The organism is Acinetobacter sp. YH12070, from assembly GCF_013419625.1.
Classification (GTDB): Bacteria; Pseudomonadota; Gammaproteobacteria; order Pseudomonadales; family Moraxellaceae; genus Acinetobacter; species Acinetobacter amyesii.
This window is the reverse complement of the sequence record NZ_VOZT01000028.1, coordinates 1-16,019: the sequence shown is the minus strand read 5'-3', so window position 1 is coordinate 16,019 and position 16,019 is coordinate 1. Positions and strand designations below refer to the sequence as shown.

At 40.0% G+C, this 16,019-nt stretch carries 14 protein-coding genes and 1 pseudogene; 10 read left to right on the top strand and 5 right to left on the bottom strand.

What is annotated here, in order from left to right; genetic code table 11:
- Positions 1–40 precede the first annotated feature (40 nt).
- Entirely contained in the window at positions 41–1,387 is a 1,347-nt protein-coding gene (locus FTU17_RS09685) for a dicarboxylate/amino acid:cation symporter (RefSeq protein WP_180005246.1), read from the top strand.
- A gap of 171 nt (positions 1,388–1,558) precedes the next feature.
- A complete protein-coding gene (locus FTU17_RS09680) occupies positions 1,559–2,701 on the top strand; it encodes an acyl-CoA dehydrogenase family protein (RefSeq protein ID WP_180020843.1) in 1,143 nt (380 codons plus the stop codon).
- A 145-nt stretch (positions 2,702–2,846) separates the two neighbouring features.
- Here FTU17_RS09680 and FTU17_RS09675 read toward each other — a convergent pair whose 3' ends face one another.
- Positions 2,847–3,377: a DJ-1/PfpI family protein gene (locus tag FTU17_RS09675; protein WP_078189095.1), complete on the bottom strand. Its 531-nt coding sequence runs from the start codon at positions 3,375–3,377 to the stop codon at positions 2,847–2,849.
- Between the two features lie 572 nt (positions 3,378–3,949).
- Between FTU17_RS09675 and pheA the strand changes: the two genes are divergently transcribed.
- The 4 genes from pheA to FTU17_RS09655 all read left to right on the top strand — a co-directional run bounded on the left by pheA (position 3,950) and on the right by FTU17_RS09655 (position 8,957).
- Entirely contained in the window at positions 3,950–5,059 is a 1,110-nt protein-coding gene (gene pheA, locus FTU17_RS09670; protein ID WP_078194414.1) for a prephenate dehydratase, read from the top strand.
- A gap of 69 nt (positions 5,060–5,128) precedes the next feature.
- A complete protein-coding gene (hisC, locus tag FTU17_RS09665) occupies positions 5,129–6,220 on the top strand; it encodes a histidinol-phosphate transaminase (protein WP_180135281.1) in 1,092 nt (363 codons plus the stop codon).
- Positions 6,221–6,223: 3 nt separating this feature from the next.
- Entirely contained in the window at positions 6,224–8,473 is a 2,250-nt protein-coding gene (locus FTU17_RS09660) for a bifunctional prephenate dehydrogenase/3-phosphoshikimate 1-carboxyvinyltransferase (protein WP_168379339.1), read from the top strand.
- Between the two features lie 112 nt (positions 8,474–8,585).
- Positions 8,586–8,957, top strand: coding sequence for a hypothetical protein (locus FTU17_RS09655; protein ID WP_078189090.1), 372 nt, complete (start codon positions 8,586–8,588; stop codon positions 8,955–8,957).
- An 83-nt stretch (positions 8,958–9,040) separates the two neighbouring features.
- Here the strand turns inward: FTU17_RS09655 and FTU17_RS09650 are convergent, their stop codons facing one another.
- Positions 9,041–9,565 (bottom strand): hypothetical protein, encoded by a 525-nt coding sequence (locus tag FTU17_RS09650; protein ID WP_168379340.1) that lies wholly within the window; start codon positions 9,563–9,565, stop codon positions 9,041–9,043.
- A 282-nt stretch (positions 9,566–9,847) separates the two neighbouring features.
- Positions 9,848–10,474, bottom strand: coding sequence for an alpha/beta hydrolase (locus tag FTU17_RS09645; RefSeq protein ID WP_078189088.1), 627 nt, complete (start codon positions 10,472–10,474; stop codon positions 9,848–9,850).
- A gap of 124 nt (positions 10,475–10,598) precedes the next feature.
- Here FTU17_RS09645 and yaaA point away from each other — a divergent pair, with 124 nt between their 5' ends.
- The 4 genes from yaaA to FTU17_RS09625 all read left to right on the top strand — a co-directional run bounded on the left by yaaA (position 10,599) and on the right by FTU17_RS09625 (position 15,160).
- Entirely contained in the window at positions 10,599–11,381 is a 783-nt protein-coding gene (gene yaaA, locus FTU17_RS09640; RefSeq protein ID WP_078189087.1) for a peroxide stress protein YaaA, read from the top strand.
- A 957-nt stretch (positions 11,382–12,338) separates the two neighbouring features.
- Positions 12,339–13,661 carry an NCS2 family permease gene (locus FTU17_RS09635; RefSeq protein ID WP_111885323.1) on the top strand — a complete coding sequence of 441 codons (1,323 nt, stop codon included), beginning with the start codon at positions 12,339–12,341 and terminating at the stop codon, positions 13,659–13,661.
- A 66-nt stretch (positions 13,662–13,727) separates the two neighbouring features.
- Complete coding sequence (locus FTU17_RS09630) at positions 13,728–14,729, top strand: adenosine deaminase (RefSeq protein WP_180135280.1); 1,002 nt, start codon at positions 13,728–13,730, stop codon at positions 14,727–14,729.
- Between the two features lie 56 nt (positions 14,730–14,785).
- A complete protein-coding gene (locus FTU17_RS09625) occupies positions 14,786–15,160 on the top strand; it encodes a hypothetical protein (RefSeq protein WP_180135278.1) in 375 nt (124 codons plus the stop codon).
- Positions 15,161–15,212: 52 nt separating this feature from the next.
- Here the strand turns inward: FTU17_RS09625 and FTU17_RS09620 are convergent, their stop codons facing one another.
- Positions 15,213–15,770 (bottom strand): cytochrome b, encoded by a 558-nt coding sequence (locus FTU17_RS09620; RefSeq protein WP_180135276.1) that lies wholly within the window; start codon positions 15,768–15,770, stop codon positions 15,213–15,215.
- 138 nt (positions 15,771–15,908) lie between these two features.
- A pseudogene (locus FTU17_RS09615) lies at positions 15,909–16,019 on the bottom strand (IS5/IS1182 family transposase); the annotation flags it as partial.

Below are 16,019 nucleotides of genomic sequence, written 5' to 3'. Positions count from 1 at the left end.
AATATTTCTTTGAAGCAGAAATATATCGTGAAGTAATGTCATGGCTAAAAAACCAATTTATAAGTCACTATATTTTCAAGTGATCGTTGCCATTATTGCGGGTGTTTTGGTGGGGCATTTCTCACCAAGTGGCACGCAAATTATCAATGGTACCGAGCAATACGTAAAAGGCTGGGGTGAATTGTTCTATCCACTAGGACAAGGTTTCATCAAGCTGATTAAAATGATTATTGCACCTGTGATCTTCTGTACCGTGGTGAGTGGTATTGCAGGCATGGAAAGCATGAAATCTGTGGGTAAGACAGGTGGGGTCGCTTTACTATACTTCGAAATCGTTTCGACTATCGCACTCATTATCGGTCTTGCAGTGATTAATATTGCAAAACCTGGTGTAGGCATGAACGTCGATCCAGCATCTTTAGATACTGCAGGTATTTCTAAATATGTTGAATCTGGTGCAGCACAATCTACCCAAGAATTTTTTATGAATATCATCCCAAACACCGTTGTTGGTGCGTTTGCTGAGGGTGAGATTCTTCAAGTTCTATTATTTGCCTTATTATTTGGTTTTGCATTGCATAAACTTGGTGATGCAGGTAAGCCTGTATTGAAGTTTATTGATCAAATTGCACATGTATTCTTTAACATTGTAAACATGATCATGAAGCTTGCGCCAATTGGTGCCTTCGGTGCGATGGCTTATACCATTGGTAAATATGGTATTGGTAGTTTGGCGCAATTGGGTCAATTGATCATCTGCTTCTATATTACCTGTTTGCTGTTTATTTTCCTTGTACTTGGCTCAATTGCACGTATTTGCGGTTTCAGTATCCTCAAAATGATTCGTATGATTCGCGAAGAGTTACTGATCGTACTGGGTACGTCTTCTTCTGAATCTGTACTGCCACGTATGTTGAAAAAACTCGAACTTGCTGGTGCAGAAAAATCTGTAGTGGGCCTTGTTATTCCAACAGGTTATTCATTTAACCTAGATGGTACGTCTATTTACCTGACCATGGCAGCAATCTTTATTGCACAAGCGACCAATACACCGCTTGATATTTCGCATCAGATCACGTTGTTGTTGGTTCTACTCATTTCATCTAAGGGTGCTGCGGGTGTGACGGGTTCAGGCTTTATTGTGATGGCTGCAACATTGTCTGCTGTGGGTCATATTCCTGTTGCAGGTTTGGCATTAATTCTTGGTATTGACCGTTTCATGTCAGAAGCACGTGCATTAACGAACCTTGTAGGTAACTCTTTGGCAACGATTGTGGTTGCGAAATGGGTGGGTCAATTAGACAAAGAAAAACTGGATTTTGCTTTGGCAAACCCTGAAGAAATTGACCGTCAGATGCAAGAAGAAGGCAATGCACATCATGCCTAAGGCAGATGCTGTGATGTAAAAGATGTCATTTAAAAAGGAAGCTTCGGCTTCCTTTTTTAATGCAGGACTAAAGCCAAATTTGAACGCTTTAGTTTTTGGGCATGACGGCTGTTCTAAACTGCAATAGGATGGAGTTCAACAAAACAACAAACTTAACCAAGGAAGAAACACATGCTGGCTTATGATGCAGACTTAGAATTATTTCGAGATAACTTTCGCCGTTTTATGGCAGAGCATGTCGCACCACATTATGAGCAATGGGAACGTGAAGGCATTATGCCGCGATCAGTATGGAATGCCTTGGGTGAAAATGGCTTTTTATGTGTGGATGTGCCTGAAGAATATGGCGGCTATGGCGTTCCAACGCATTATTCACTGATGCTAGTCGAAGAATCTGCGCGAGCAGGTTTTAGTGCATTATCGACAGGTATTTCATGCCATTCTGAAATTGCAGCGCCTTATATTTTGCACATTGGTTCAGAAGAACAAAAACAATATTGGTTACCGAAAATGGTCACAGGTGAAGTGGTCGGTGCTATTGGTATGACAGAGCCGGGAGCAGGTTCGGACTTGCAGTCTATGCGTAGTAGTGCAATTTTGCAGGGTGATCATTATCTGCTCAATGGTTCGAAAACTTTTATCTCAAATGGTCAACATGCAGACCTTGTGGTATTGGCCGCGAAAACTGATCCACAAGCACGTGCCAAAGGCGTGTCATTACTTTTAGTCGATACACATTTGGATGGATTTAAGAAAGGTACCAACCTCGACAAAATTGGTCTGCATGCGCAAGACACTTCAGAGTTGTTTTATGACAACGTCAAAGTACCAAAAGAGCAACTTTTGGGTCAAGCTGGACAAGGCTTTGCTTACTTGATGCAAGAGTTACCGCGTGAACGTACCGCAATTGCCTCGACTGCAATTGGTGCGATTCGCGGTTCCATTGATGTGGCAACGCAGTATGTTAAAGAGCGACAAGCGTTCGGACAGGCGATCGGACAGTTCCAAAATACTCGTTTTGTCTTGGCACAGGCTAAGATTGACGAATTGGCTACAGCGGCATTTTATAATCAAAATGTTGAACTTTATATGCAAGGCAAACTTGATGTTGAAACTGCAGCAGCACTCAAGAGCTTTTCTACCGATATGCAAATGAAAGTGGCCCATAATCTACTTCAATTATTTGGTGGCTATGGTTATATGACCGAATATCCAATTTCACGTTTCTTTGTCGATGCACGTATTCAGCAAATCTACGGTGGCACCAATGAAATTATGAAAGAAATCGTGGCACGAAGTATTTTAGGTCGATAAACAATTTATCAGGCTGAAATTAAAATAGCGAAGTGAAGACTTCGCTATTTTTTTTAGGATGTATTTCTATAGAGACGATGTATTTCTATAGATTTGCTTATTTGAATTAGATTGTGTGTTTAATTTTGCGTGAATATTTTGAAACCTATGATAATGACGGTTGCCCCAAAACTTGCAAACAGACTTCAATAAATTCAGGTGTATCTAAAGTACTGCGAGACGATATATATAGGTTATTATCATTCACAACCGATTGATCCGACACCACCACACCTGCGTTTAACAAAGCGGATTTAAGTGTTTCAGATTGGGCGAAATGGCGACCTTGTATGACACCAGCTTCTAGTAACAACTGTGGACCATGGCAACTGCTCAAGATCGGCTTTTGGCTATCTGCAAAATTACGTACAAAATAGATAAAACGGTCATCTAAAGCGAGTTTCTCTGGGGAATAACCGCCGGGAATAAATAAGGCATCAAAATCATGCACAGAGGCATCGTCGATACTTTGGTCAATGGTGATCTGGGAACGGCGTTTAATGCCGTAAACGATTTTTCCAACCTGATCTTCGATATTGATAATGCTGTGCCGAGCGGCTCGAAAGGCCTCCACAGGCTCAAGATACTCAATATCTTCAAAATCGTAGGTCACTAACACTGCAATTTTCTTGTGCATACTTGTACCTATGGGGCTGTTATTTTTTTTCTGATATTTAGACTACAAAGCAATGATAAGAATTACCTGTGTCTTTTGTAATAAATGCGTCAATGACTGTAAACACTAGATGAAAGTGCCTATTAAGTCACTGAAAAAACGATCAATGACCAAGTGTTTATATAGATCATCTTTAAGTTTCAAATTAATTCTATGCCATGAAAACCAAGTTTTGAAATTTTTATTTTGCTTCAAGTATTGAGAGCAAAATTTAAAACTGAAATGACCAATGAAACAAATTGATTGATGGGCTTATACAAGGAGATGGATCTGAGGCAAATTTGGAGGAAAAGAGAAGGGCTATTTATTGTGCTGCTCAAGATGAATGATCAATAAAGCCGTCAAAAGGTAAGATTTGCCTTAATTATGGCTTTACCTATCAGTTTGGCTGTTTTGGCTCTTAAGTTAAGCTGATGAAGCTTTAATCAACTGTATGTTTTTAAGGCTGAAACCATCAAAGTCGTATTGCGCAACATTTGAAAGCTAACTATTGTTATACTGTTTGCAAAATTTTTTTGAAGGGCGACATAACAATGATCAACGATGATCAAAACACTCCGACTTCTCTGGACTTAGCTCAAATTCGTGAAGATATCGACTCTGTTGATATGCAGATTCAACAACTTATCAACCGTCGTGCGAAACTAGCTGAAGCTGTGGCAAAAGCAAAATTTGCTGCAGAAGAGAATCCATTGTTTTATCGTCCTGAACGTGAAGCGCAAGTTTTACGTAAAGTTATGGATCGTAACGAAGGCCCATTGTCTGATGTGACAATGGCACGTTTATTCCGTGAGATCATGTCGGCTTGTTTAGCCCTTGAAGCACCGCAAAGTATTGCGTTCTTAGGTCCAGTTGGGACATATACACATTCGGCGGTGTTGAAACACTTTGGTCAAGACGCTGTTGTTCGCCCTCTTCCAACGATTGATGAAGTATTCCGCGAAGTAGAAGCAGGCAGTGCGCACTATGGTCTTGTGCCTGTAGAGAACTCATCTGAAGGTGTAGTGAACCACACCCTAGATTGCTTCAAATCTTCACATCTGAATGTTATTGGTGAAGTGGAGCTGCGTATTCATCACCAGTTCCTAGTGTCTGAAAACACACGTAAAGACAGCATTAAACAAATTTATGCTCATCAACAAACTTTGGCGCAATGCCGTGGTTGGTTAGATGCACATTATCCGGGTGTAGAACGTGTTGCACTCAGTTCAAATGCAGAAGCTGCACGCCGTATTCGCAATGAATGGCACTCTGCGGCAATTGCTTCTGAAGTCGCTGCAAACATTTACAACCTTGAAATTTTGCATAGCAATATTGAAGACAATCCTGAAAATACTACTCGTTTCTTGGTGATTGGTCGTGAGAAAGTACCGCAATCGGGCAATGATAAAACTTCATTGTTGATTTCTGCGCATGACCGTGCGGGGGCCTTACTTGAAATTCTTGCACCGTTTGCCAAGCATAATATTAGCTTAACAAGTATCGAAACACGTCCTGCATTACCCGAAAAATGGGCTTATGTATTCTTTGTGGACTTGGAAGGTCATGTTGAGCAAGAAAACGTGAAAGCGGCAATTGAAGAAATTCGTCCGTTAGTAAAAGAAATTCGTGTATTGGGTTCATATCCGATTGCTGTTCTTTAAGATCACAACTGTGATCAATTCCATCAGGAGTTGATCACCTTCATCATTTGAAAAAACTGGAAGTGTAAAATGACGTTTGTCCCAGCCAATGAAGGCATTGCAAAGCTAAAGCCTTACCAACCAGGTAAACCAATTAGTGAACTTGAGCGTGAGTTGGGTATTACAGATATCGTAAAACTCGCATCAAATGAAAACCCATTGGGTTGTTCTGACAAAGTGAAAGAAGCGGTTGCTGCTGAACTTGCAGAAATTGGTCGATATCCGGATGGTGGCGGTTTTATTTTGAAAGACCAAGTTGAAAAACAATTTGGTATTGCACATGACCGCATTACGTTGGGTAATGGTTCAAACGATCTTCTAGAAATTTTTGCTCGTGCTTTTGTTTCAGAGCAAGACTCTGTGGTGTATAGCCAACACGCATTTGCTGTGTATGGTCTGGTGACTCAAGCGATTAATGCTGAAGCGATTGAAGTACCTGCAAAAGGTTTTTCACATGACCTAGATGCAATGGCTGCGGCAATCAAAGACAATACTAAATTGGTTTTTATTGCGAACCCAAATAATCCAACAGGCACATGGTTTGAAGAAGCTGAATTTGAAGCGTTCATGCAAAAAGTACCTGCAAATGTGATCGTGGTTTTAGATGAAGCCTATGTGGAATATTTCCCAGAAAACTTCAACAGCTTAAAATTCTTAGATCAATACGCAAACTTAATCGTTAGCCGTACCATGTCAAAATGTTATGGCTTGGCTGCGTTACGTGTTGGTTTTGCCTTGGCTTCAGTTGAAGTGACGGATTTCCTCAATCGTATTCGTCAACCCTTTAACGTAAACCATCTTGCAATGGTGGCTGCTGTTGCTGCACTCAAAGATGAAGCGTTTATTGAAAAATCACGTGTAGTCAATAAAGCAGGTATGGCGCAACTTGAGTCAGGATTTGATGCTCTAGGTTTAGCATATGTGTCTTCACGTGCGAACTTCATTTTAGTAAATGTAAAAGCTGATCCTGCACAGACTTTCAATGCTTTATTAAAAGAAGGTGTGATTGTTCGTCCAGTTGGTATCCCTGAGCATTTACGTGTATCAATTGGGACTGAAGCTGAAAATGCTAAATTCTTAGCTGCCTTGGCTAAAGTTTTGGGCTTAGAGGCTAAAGCTTAAGTCATGTCTGTGCCACTATTTGAAAAAGTTGCTTTTATTGGGCTTGGGCTGATTGGCTCAAGCCTAGCTCGCGTCATGATTGCTGAAGGTTTGGCTAAGGAAATTGTGGCGTCTACGCGTTCACAAAAAACTTTAGAAGATGCAAAAGCTTTAGGACTTATTCAGCAGGGTTATAGCGATCCTGCCGAAGCGGTCAAAGGTGCAGATCTCGTTGTCTTGGCTTTGCCTGTACGTGCGACACAAAAAGTCCTTGAGGCGATCAAACCTTATCTAACCGAACAGACGATTATTACCGATGTTGGAAGTACTAAAGGCAATGTCGTTGATGCAGCGAAAGCGGTCTATGGTGAGCAATTACCTGCTGGTTTTGTACCGGGGCATCCGATTGCGGGGGCTGAACTGACAGGTGTGCATGCTGGTAAAGTGGATTTATTTGCCAATCACAAAGTGATTTTGACACCTTTACCTAGCAGTGCAGATTGGGCTGTAGAGAAACTGATTCAATTGTGGCAAGCTGCCAAAGCGGAAGTGATTTGCATGGATGTGGAAAAACACGATGAAGTGTTGGCCCATACCAGTCATCTTCCGCATTTGATGGCATTTAACTTGGTTGAGCAACTTGCGAACCGAGAAGATAATCTAGATATTTTCCGTTATGCCGCTGGCGGTTTTCGTGATTTCTCACGCATTGCTGCAAGCGACCCACATATGTGGCATGACATCTTTTTTGCCAATAAAAAGGCAATTTTAAATGCGGTAGATGGCTTTGAAAAACAATTGGCTATTCTTCGTAAACTGATTGAAGATGAAAACTCACAAGCGTTGATGGGACTGTTGGGGCATGCACAAGCGGCACGTCAACATTTCAATCACATGCTCGCAAAGAAACCACTGATGGAGAAAAATAAAGTGACGACACAGCAATTCAAAATTTTACCGGGTCCAAAGCAATTCCAAGGTAAATTTACTGTGCCAGGTGATAAATCTGTGTCACATCGCTCTATCATGTTTGGTGCTATTGCAGAAGGCACAACGCATGTCACGGGTTTCCTTGAAGGTGAAGATGCCTTGGCAACCCTCCAAGCATTCCGTGATATGGGAGTGAGTATTGAAGGCCCTAAAAATGGCGAAGTCACCATTCATGGTGTAGGCATGCATGGTTTAAAAGCACCTGCAGGCGCTTTGTATATGGGTAACTCAGGCACTTCAATGCGTTTGCTTTCAGGCATGTTGTCGGCACAGAAGTTTGATTCGGTGATGACGGGTGATGCGTCATTATCAAAACGTCCAATGGAACGTATTGCCAAACCATTACGTGAAATGGGTGCGCAAATTCAAACTACAGGTGAGCGTGGTACGCCGCCCGTGTCTATTTCCGGAAGTCAAAACCTGAAAGGTATTCATTACGACTTACCAATGGCATCTGCACAAGTAAAATCAGGTATTTTGTTGGCTGGTCTTTGGGCGGAAGGTGAAACTGTTGTCACTGAGCCGGAACCAACACGTGACCATTCAGAGCGTATGCTTCGTGCATTTGGTTATGACGTGAAAACAGAAGGCAACCGCATTTCACTTCAAGGTGGCGGCAAGTTAGTCGGTACAGACATTCAAGTACCCTCTGACATTTCATCTGCAGCATTCTTTATGGTGGGTGCAGCGATTACCGAAGGTTCAGATGTCACACTCGAAGCGGTCGGCATTAATCCAACCCGTACAGGTGTGATCGAAATTTTAAAACAGATGGGCGCTGACCTGACTGTTGAAAATGAACGTATCGCTGGCGGTGAGCCGATTGCAGATATTCGTATTCGTGGTTCACGCACGCTTAAAGGCATTCATATGCCAGAAGATCAAGTGCCATTGGCGATTGATGAATTTCCAGCACTGTTTATTGCAGCGGCATGTGCAGAAGGTCAAACCATTTTGACCGGTGCAGCTGAACTTCGAGTGAAAGAGTCGGATCGTATTCAAGTGATGGCAGATGGCCTAAAAATTATGGGTATTGACTGCACGCCTACTGATGACGGCATCATTATTGAAGGTCAAGGTAAAACGGGCGAGTGGGGTGCAATCTTCACAGGTGGTCAAATTGAGTCACATCATGACCACCGTATTGCAATGAGCTTCTCAATGGCAGGTTTACGTACTTCGGGTGAAATTAATATCGTGGGTACAGAAACCGTTGCGACCAGCTTCCCGACATTTACAGAGCTAGCCACTCAGGCCGGTTTAACGATTGCCGTAAGTGAATAAATAATTCACCAAAATTGTATATTTATTCAACAACAGCCAAGCAAATGCTTGGCTGTTTGGTTTTAATTGCTTATGCTAAAACCATACAACAAGAATGTCTTTGGATAGATACATGAGAAAACTACAATTCACCGCGCATAGCGAGTCAAATCGAGTTGAAAGCAGTGCTGATACGCAAACTCAGGTTGCTGAATTATTGGCAAATAAATTAGAGCGTTATGGCTTTCAAACGTTATCGCAAAGTGGTGATCAGATTGCAGTCAGTGTCGATCAGCATGAATTGCCGCTTTCAGTGACATGTCAGGGGCAGGATGAATCAGGTCGTTTAGTCTGTGAAATTACCTCTTATCCAGATGAAGACCAAGATTGGTTAGATCGTATTACTGAGCAAAGTTTATTGAACCAATTGGCTCAAGCAGTCGAAAACAGTTTAAAAGAAGAAGAGTCATATAGTGAGTTTCAATGGAAACAAATGACAAAATGATCTGAAAAATTGAATTAAAAATCATCCATAAAAAAGCAGCATAGCGCTGCTTTTTTGTTTTTAACAGAATGTATTGAACAAGGTTATAGACATTCAATATTGATTGGATTAATGGTTCGATTGCTCTTTTTCACATAGTCACACATTTTTTCTGACTCTTGTTCATTGAGTCCCCAAAACACGATCACACCACGTTGATCAGTCAATTTGCTATCGCTAAGATAAATATAATGGGTGTCATGATAGTTTTTATCGAGCATATCTTTATATTTTTGATCGGTAAAAGATGAACAAGACGAAATTTCAGCTTCTTTACACACCGAGTCACTCGAACAGCGTTGCTTAAAGGTTGAAATCATATTCATGGTGTCAGTGCTGTTGAGTTGGGCTTCACACACTTGGCTGTTGGGAAAGTCATAGACCATCTTTAAGCTAAAATCACGACCATCGACATTCATCTTGTATGACGCAGTCAAATAGGCTTTGGGACCATCGTTCGCAGCAACCGTAGATGCTGGCAAATTTGTCGTTGTGGATGGGGTTGAATTAAAATAATAGACCAAAGCTGCAATGCCTAGACTTAAAATCACAGCAACAATAAATTTCATTTTTCCCTCTAAATTTTATCTTAATTTTTCTGGGTATTATTTCTGTAGTTGATTATTTAAACAAGTAAATTATTGGTTTTTAGATAAAAAATTGAGGCGTAATCAAAATTAAACGAGCATCGGCTTAAGTCATTACATGTTGAACGAATTATGATCGCTAATGCAAAAAAAATGGATAAATCGAAAAGCGAGTAGTTCAGTTTATCTGAAATATTGGGGGAATAGAGCGTTCGCTAGGCAAAAAAAATGAGCCAGTTAAGCTGACTCATTTTTTTGTATTTTTTATACTAAAAAGCGTGAAATCGCGATACGAAGCTGTTTTAGATAACCTGTAAAGAAGTGGTTTGCACCTGGTAAAACCGTGATTAAATGGCGCTGTGGTTTGGCCCACTGAATCAAGTCAGATAACAGTGTGACATTATCTTCTTCACCATGAATAAATAAAATATCACCCTTAATATGCGGAGTCACATAGTGACGCACACCTGCAACTGTTGTGGTTGGTAGGCCACATAAAATAGTTTGTACAGGCTGCAATTCTACTGGCAATAGGGCATAGCATTTAGTCATGACATTTGCACCAAAACTAAAACCACCTGCATAAAATGGCAGGTTCGGATGTTGGTTGCGAGCAAATTCAATGACTTGCATAGTGTCTTTGGTTTCACCATTGCCTTCGTCATGTATTCCTGCACTTTGGCCAGAACCACGGAAACTTGGGCGGTAAACAACATAGCCACGTTCTAAGAACATTTGCGCTAAAAGCACAGGGACTTTGTGCTGTGGTGTACCACCTTGCAATGGGTGAGGGTGTGTAACTACCGCGAATCCTTTCACTTCACCCTGTGGATAATCAACAAAAATTTCAAGTTGACCCATCGGCCCTTGAATGAACATTTGTTCTGACATAATGACTAAGATGTGAAAGCGGGAGAGTCTATAGTTTACAGATTAATATTATCTAAAACACAGATTGGATTTGAAAATACTCTACTGTTATAGTTTGTTTAATTAAAAATTAATCAGGATGTTTATGCTCGCTTTAATTTCTCCAGCAAAAACTTTAGATTACGAAACCGCTTTACCGACTGAAAAATTCACTCAACCACGGCTATTAGATCATTCTGAAGAATTGATCTCAGTCGCACGTAAATTGTCGGCAAGTGAAATTTCAAGCTTGATGAGTGTCAGTGAGAAAATTGCGACTTTAAATGTTGAGCGCTTCCGAGATTGGCAGCCTGATTTTGATTTTGCCAATGCACGTCAAGCAATTTTTGCCTTTAAAGGTGATGTGTATACCGGTTTAGATGCTTATCAACTTGCAAATACTGACCTTCAATACGCACAAACCCATTTGCGTATGCTCTCGGGTCTCTACGGTTTATTGCGTCCACTGGATTTAATGATGCCATATCGTTTAGAGATGGGGACCAAGTTGCAAAACCCACGTGGACATAACTTGTACGAGTTTTGGGATAATACAATCACCAATCTCATCAATGACGATTTGGAAAAAGCCGGCTCTGAACTTTTGGTCAACATCGCTTCAGATGAATACTATAAGTCGGTCAAAGAATCAAAAATTAAAGCCGAAATCATCAAACCTGTTTTTCTGGATCAAAAGAACGGCAAATATAAAGTCATCAGCTTCTATGCCAAAAAAGCACGTGGCCTAATGGCGCGTTATTTGTTGGAAAATAAAATTGAACGTATTGAAGATATCAAGTCGTTCAATACCGATGGTTATTATTTCGATGCAGAGAGTAGCTTAAAGGGCGAATTGGTCTTTAAGCGAGACGAACAACAAGCCGCTTAATTTCGAAATTGAAAAACTTAGACCGAAAAGAATATGAATAGCCGCTGCTTAGAACTCAGCGGCTTTTTTTATCTTCTTCATTCGAGATGTAATGGTGGGTCTGTGAAATTGATCGTGCTTTAAATTTCGCAGGTGAAATGATCTATGATTTGAGGCTTTTTGCGGAAAAGGCTTCGAAAAAACATTCAGTTATTATCTTGTCTATCAGTCTAAAATATATTACAAAGTTAACATTGATCGAACAAATAGCTTATTAAATGACTTAATAAGATATAAAATTGTGAAATACATCACTTTTTTGTTTAAGTTTTTTGTTATTATAGCTAAATATTTAAACATGAATAAAATTTTGTTATGAAAAAAATACTGATACCAATTTTTATACTCAGCATTGTGTTTTTAGGGTTTAGTGTTTATAAGAATGCAGAGTTAAAGCGACAGCAAGAAATTAATCAGGTGTTCAATGATGATTTGAGCGCATCACCTTATATGCGCTAAAAAAAATCAATCTTGCTGCTTTTGCATTGAGCTCAAGCATGGTCTTGAAGTGTTCGTTTAAATATTGATATTTTATTTTTATATATAATAATTTGAAACTTTATAAAGAAAACAATGTCTTAAATTTACTAAATTGAAAAGCGATGAAAATGTGGAAACATTAAAAAATCAATGTGTTATAATTTGCCGAAATTAATTTGATCAGTATTTATTGATATTAAATACGAATTAAATGACATAAATAGAGGAGCTGCATAGGTTTATGCAGCTTTTTTGTTTGCAAATTTCAACATTTGTACCGTGTTGTATGTTGTTGAAAATAGGATTTTTTAAAGCCTACAATCTGCCGAATTGGCATATTCGTTGCTTAGGCATACACAAAATTAATGATGAATACATGACATGATTAATTTTGTGGAATGCTTATATGCATAAAGTTTACTTCATAGGGGCTAGGTCATGACGACTCCTAATCCATCTTCCGAGAACATGCTTGAACGTCTGTTTAAACTGAGCGAAAACAAAACCAGTTTCAAAACAGAAGTCATTGCAGGTGTAACTACTTTCTTGACAATGTGTTACATCATTATTGTCAATCCAATGATTTTGTCCGAAACGGGTATGGATCATGGCGCTGTTTTTGTCGCAACCTGTCTAGCAGCAGCCATTGGCTGTTTGGTGATGGGGCTTGTTGCTAACTATCCAATTGCCTTAGCACCCGGTATGGGCTTAAACGCTTACTTTACCTATTCTGTATGTTTGGGTATGGGCGTGGAATGGCAAACTGCTTTAGCAGCTGTTTTTGTCTCTGGCCTTGTTTTTATCGCTATCAGCATGTTCAAAATCCGTGAAGCGATTGTCAATGCGATTCCAATGTCGCTTAAACTGGCGATCGGCGGCGGTATTGGTTTATTCCTTGCACTGGTTTCTTTGAAAAATGCCGGCATTATTGTTGATAACCCTGCAACATTGGTTAGTCTGGGTGATTTAAAACAGCCGTCTGTCTTGTTGGCTTTACTTGGCTTCTTGATGGTTGTGGTTATGCATCACTTCAAAGTACGTGGTGCAATCATCATCAGTATTTTGGTGATTACTGCAATTTCAACCCTACTGGGCTTCAACGAATTTAAAGGTGTTGTAGGTGCTATTCCTTCAATCGCTCCAACATTCATGCAAATGAACTTCGAAGGTCTATTCACAGCAAGTTTGATTGGCGTAATCTTTGTATTCTTCTTGGTTGATTTATTTGACTCTACAGGTACATTGGTCGGTGTATCACACCGTGCAGGCTTATTAAAAGACGGTAAATTACCACGTTTGAAGAAAGCATTATTTGCTGACTCATCTGCAATTGTTGCGGGTGCGGCATTGGGTACGTCTTCGACTACGCCTTATATTGAATCATCAGCAGGTGTTGCTGCCGGTGGTCGTACAGGTTTAACTGCAGTTGTAGTTGCTGTATTGTTTATTTTGGCATTGTTCTTAGCACCACTTGCTCAGTCTGTACCAGGTTTTGCAACTGCGCCAGCATTATTGTTTGTTGGTGTGTTGATGATTCAAGGTATCGTTCATATTGAGTGGGATGATATTACTGAAGCAGTCCCAGCATTCTTAACAATTGTATTTATGCCGTTTACCTATTCAATTGCAGACGGTATTGCAATGGGCTTCATTAGCTATGCATTGGTTAAATTGCTTACAGGTAAGGCGAAAACTGTACCGTATATGGTCTGGATTATTGCTGCACTTTGGGCATTAAAATTTGCTGCATTTGGCGGTTAATACTGTCAAATAGCGAAAGGGTGTAAACTCAGTTTGCACCCTTTTTTATTTTTATGAGGATAAAAGATGGATCAACTTGAGCTGATTCGCGCTTTGCCAAAAGCAGAGCTACATGTGCATATTGAAGGGACATTTGAGCCTGAACTCATGTTTGCAATTGCCCAACGCAACAATATTGCAATCCCTTATCAATCAGTCGAAGAATTAAAAGAAGCGTATAACTTTCATAATTTACAGTCTTTTTTAGACATTTATTATGCAGGTGCAAATGTACTGATTCATGAGCAAGATTTTTATGATTTAGCATGGGCATATTTCGAAAAATGTGCAGAAGATCATGTGGTTCATACTGAAATGTTCTTCGACCCACAAACCCATACAGACCGTGGTGTTGCTTTTGAAACGGTTTTGAATGGCTTACAACGCGCTTGTGATGATGCCAAAGCAAAACTGGGCATTAGCTCACATCTGATTATGTGCTTCTTGCGTCATTTATCTGAAGATGCAGCATTTGCAACATTAGAACAAGCTTTACCATATAAAGATCAAATTATTGGTGTCGGTTTAGATTCGAGTGAAGTGGGTCATCCACCATCAAAATTCGAACGTGTTTTTGCTAAAGCACGTGAAGCAGGTTTTCTTATCGTTGCGCATGCAGGGGAAGAAGGTCCAGCAGAATACGTATGGGAAGCCTTGGATTTGCTGAAAGTAAATCGTGTTGACCATGGTGTACGTTCAGAAGAGGATCCTGCTTTGATGCAACGTTTAATTGCAGAAAAAATGCCATTAACCGTTTGCCCGCTAAGCAATTTAAAGCTCTGTGTGGTGAATGATATGGCTGATCATAATATTCGCCGACTATTGCAACAAGGTGTGCATGTGACCGTCAATTCAGATGATCCATCTTATTTTGGTGGCTATATGAATGATAACTTTATTGCGATCACCGAAGCTCTTGATCTAAGCAATGCAGAGTTAAAGCAACTGGCAATTAACTCTTTTGAAGCATCATTTATTTCAGATGCGGAAAAACAAACTTGGATTAAAAAGATTGAAGCGTTGAATTAATAATCAGCGTATAATCTCAGGCAGTGAATATTCACTGCCTTTTTTATGTTTAAATCATGCTTTTCTCTCATTCAAATCGCTCTATATTTGCCTCATCGATTACATTTTTAGCCGTAGTATTGATTTCATCCGCTGCTAGTGCAGATAAATCAAGTTTAAGTCAGCGTATGCTAAAGCCCGTGGTTGAATATCAATGCTCGCAAGAGTTAAATAGTTCTAAAATTTGGAAAGGTGCTGCGTTGTTTATGAGTGCTCAACAGAAAAAAGACAATCAAGCTGCGATTTGTCAGTGCGTGAGTGAGCATGCTATGGATGATATCGGTGCGAAAGATCTGATGACTGCTGCAGTGAATGAAACTGAAAAGAATAAACTGATTTCTAAAGCGGTTTTGAATAGTATGCGTGGCTGTGCTCAGCAAGTGCTGAATTAAAAGATGATGCTCACAATAAAAGCCACATAATGTGGCTTTTATTTTGTCTTTATTAGGGTTTTGGTTGTCGTGTCATGCTTTTGAGCACATGGTCTTTATCAATAAAATGATGTTTCAACGCTGCCAAAATATGACCCACTAAGAGCAAGCCTGCTGCCCAAGAAATCCAAATATGTAGCGGTTTCACGATGGCTAATAATTCAGGATTATCTTGGACCAAGCGTGGTATTTCAAACAAATACAGGACAGGGGCCGGGTGACCTGCGCTCCAACTAAATAAGCAACCTGTAATAGGTAAAGCCAGTAGTACAAAATAAAGTGCTAAATGACCCAAATGTGCCAAGGTTTTCATGCCGGAGGACATGTTGTCAGGTAAATCTGGAGCGGGGTGGGTATAGCGCCAAAAGATTCGTATCACCACCAAAAAAATAATCGTAGTCGCAATATTTTTATGGAGGATAATGACTTGCCCTTTAAAGCTGCCATCGACGTCATAACTCAGAAAATTACCACTATAAAAGCCAATTAACCATGCCACGATGAATATGATCGCCATCAGCCAATGTAAGACCTGAGCTGTTCGAGTGTAGTATTGTGTGTTATTGCTCATGTTGATTATTTAAGCGTCCAATCTTATGCAGATTCTAATACAGACCACAAAAATATGCGTCGTTTAAAATCGGGACACTGTGTTGTGAATATGCAACACAGGCTTTGATGATTAACTACACAAGATTTCTTTCATAAGTCATTTTTCACTCAGCTCCAAGTTATAAATTCCAGCAATTAGATTGAATCTTAATGCTAGTCTTTTGCCTCGATTGCGATATCGCTCAGCAAGAATTTTGAAGGTTTTCAA

Coding starts and splice junctions, on each gene's coding strand:
- yaaA (WP_078189087.1), top strand. CDS start 10,599: ATGCTCGCTTTAATTTCTCCAGCAAAAACTTTAGATTACGAAACCGCT.
- FTU17_RS09655 (WP_078189090.1), top strand. CDS start 8,586: ATGAGAAAACTACAATTCACCGCGCATAGCGAGTCAAATCGAGTTGAA.
- FTU17_RS09625 (WP_180135278.1), top strand. CDS start 14,786: ATGCTTTTCTCTCATTCAAATCGCTCTATATTTGCCTCATCGATTACA.
- FTU17_RS09675 (WP_078189095.1), bottom strand. CDS start 3,377: ATGCACAAGAAAATTGCAGTGTTAGTGACCTACGATTTTGAAGATATT.
- FTU17_RS09660 (WP_168379339.1), top strand. CDS start 6,224: ATGTCTGTGCCACTATTTGAAAAAGTTGCTTTTATTGGGCTTGGGCTG.
- FTU17_RS09630 (WP_180135280.1), top strand. CDS start 13,728: ATGGATCAACTTGAGCTGATTCGCGCTTTGCCAAAAGCAGAGCTACAT.
- FTU17_RS09680 (WP_180020843.1), top strand. CDS start 1,559: ATGCTGGCTTATGATGCAGACTTAGAATTATTTCGAGATAACTTTCGC.
- FTU17_RS09650 (WP_168379340.1), bottom strand. CDS start 9,565: ATGAAATTTATTGTTGCTGTGATTTTAAGTCTAGGCATTGCAGCTTTG.
- FTU17_RS09620 (WP_180135276.1), bottom strand. CDS start 15,770: ATGAGCAATAACACACAATACTACACTCGAACAGCTCAGGTCTTACAT.
- FTU17_RS09685 (WP_180005246.1), top strand. CDS start 41: ATGGCTAAAAAACCAATTTATAAGTCACTATATTTTCAAGTGATCGTT.
- hisC (WP_180135281.1), top strand. CDS start 5,129: ATGACGTTTGTCCCAGCCAATGAAGGCATTGCAAAGCTAAAGCCTTAC.
- FTU17_RS09635 (WP_111885323.1), top strand. CDS start 12,339: ATGACGACTCCTAATCCATCTTCCGAGAACATGCTTGAACGTCTGTTT.
- pheA (WP_078194414.1), top strand. CDS start 3,950: ATGATCAACGATGATCAAAACACTCCGACTTCTCTGGACTTAGCTCAA.
- FTU17_RS09645 (WP_078189088.1), bottom strand. CDS start 10,474: ATGTCAGAACAAATGTTCATTCAAGGGCCGATGGGTCAACTTGAAATT.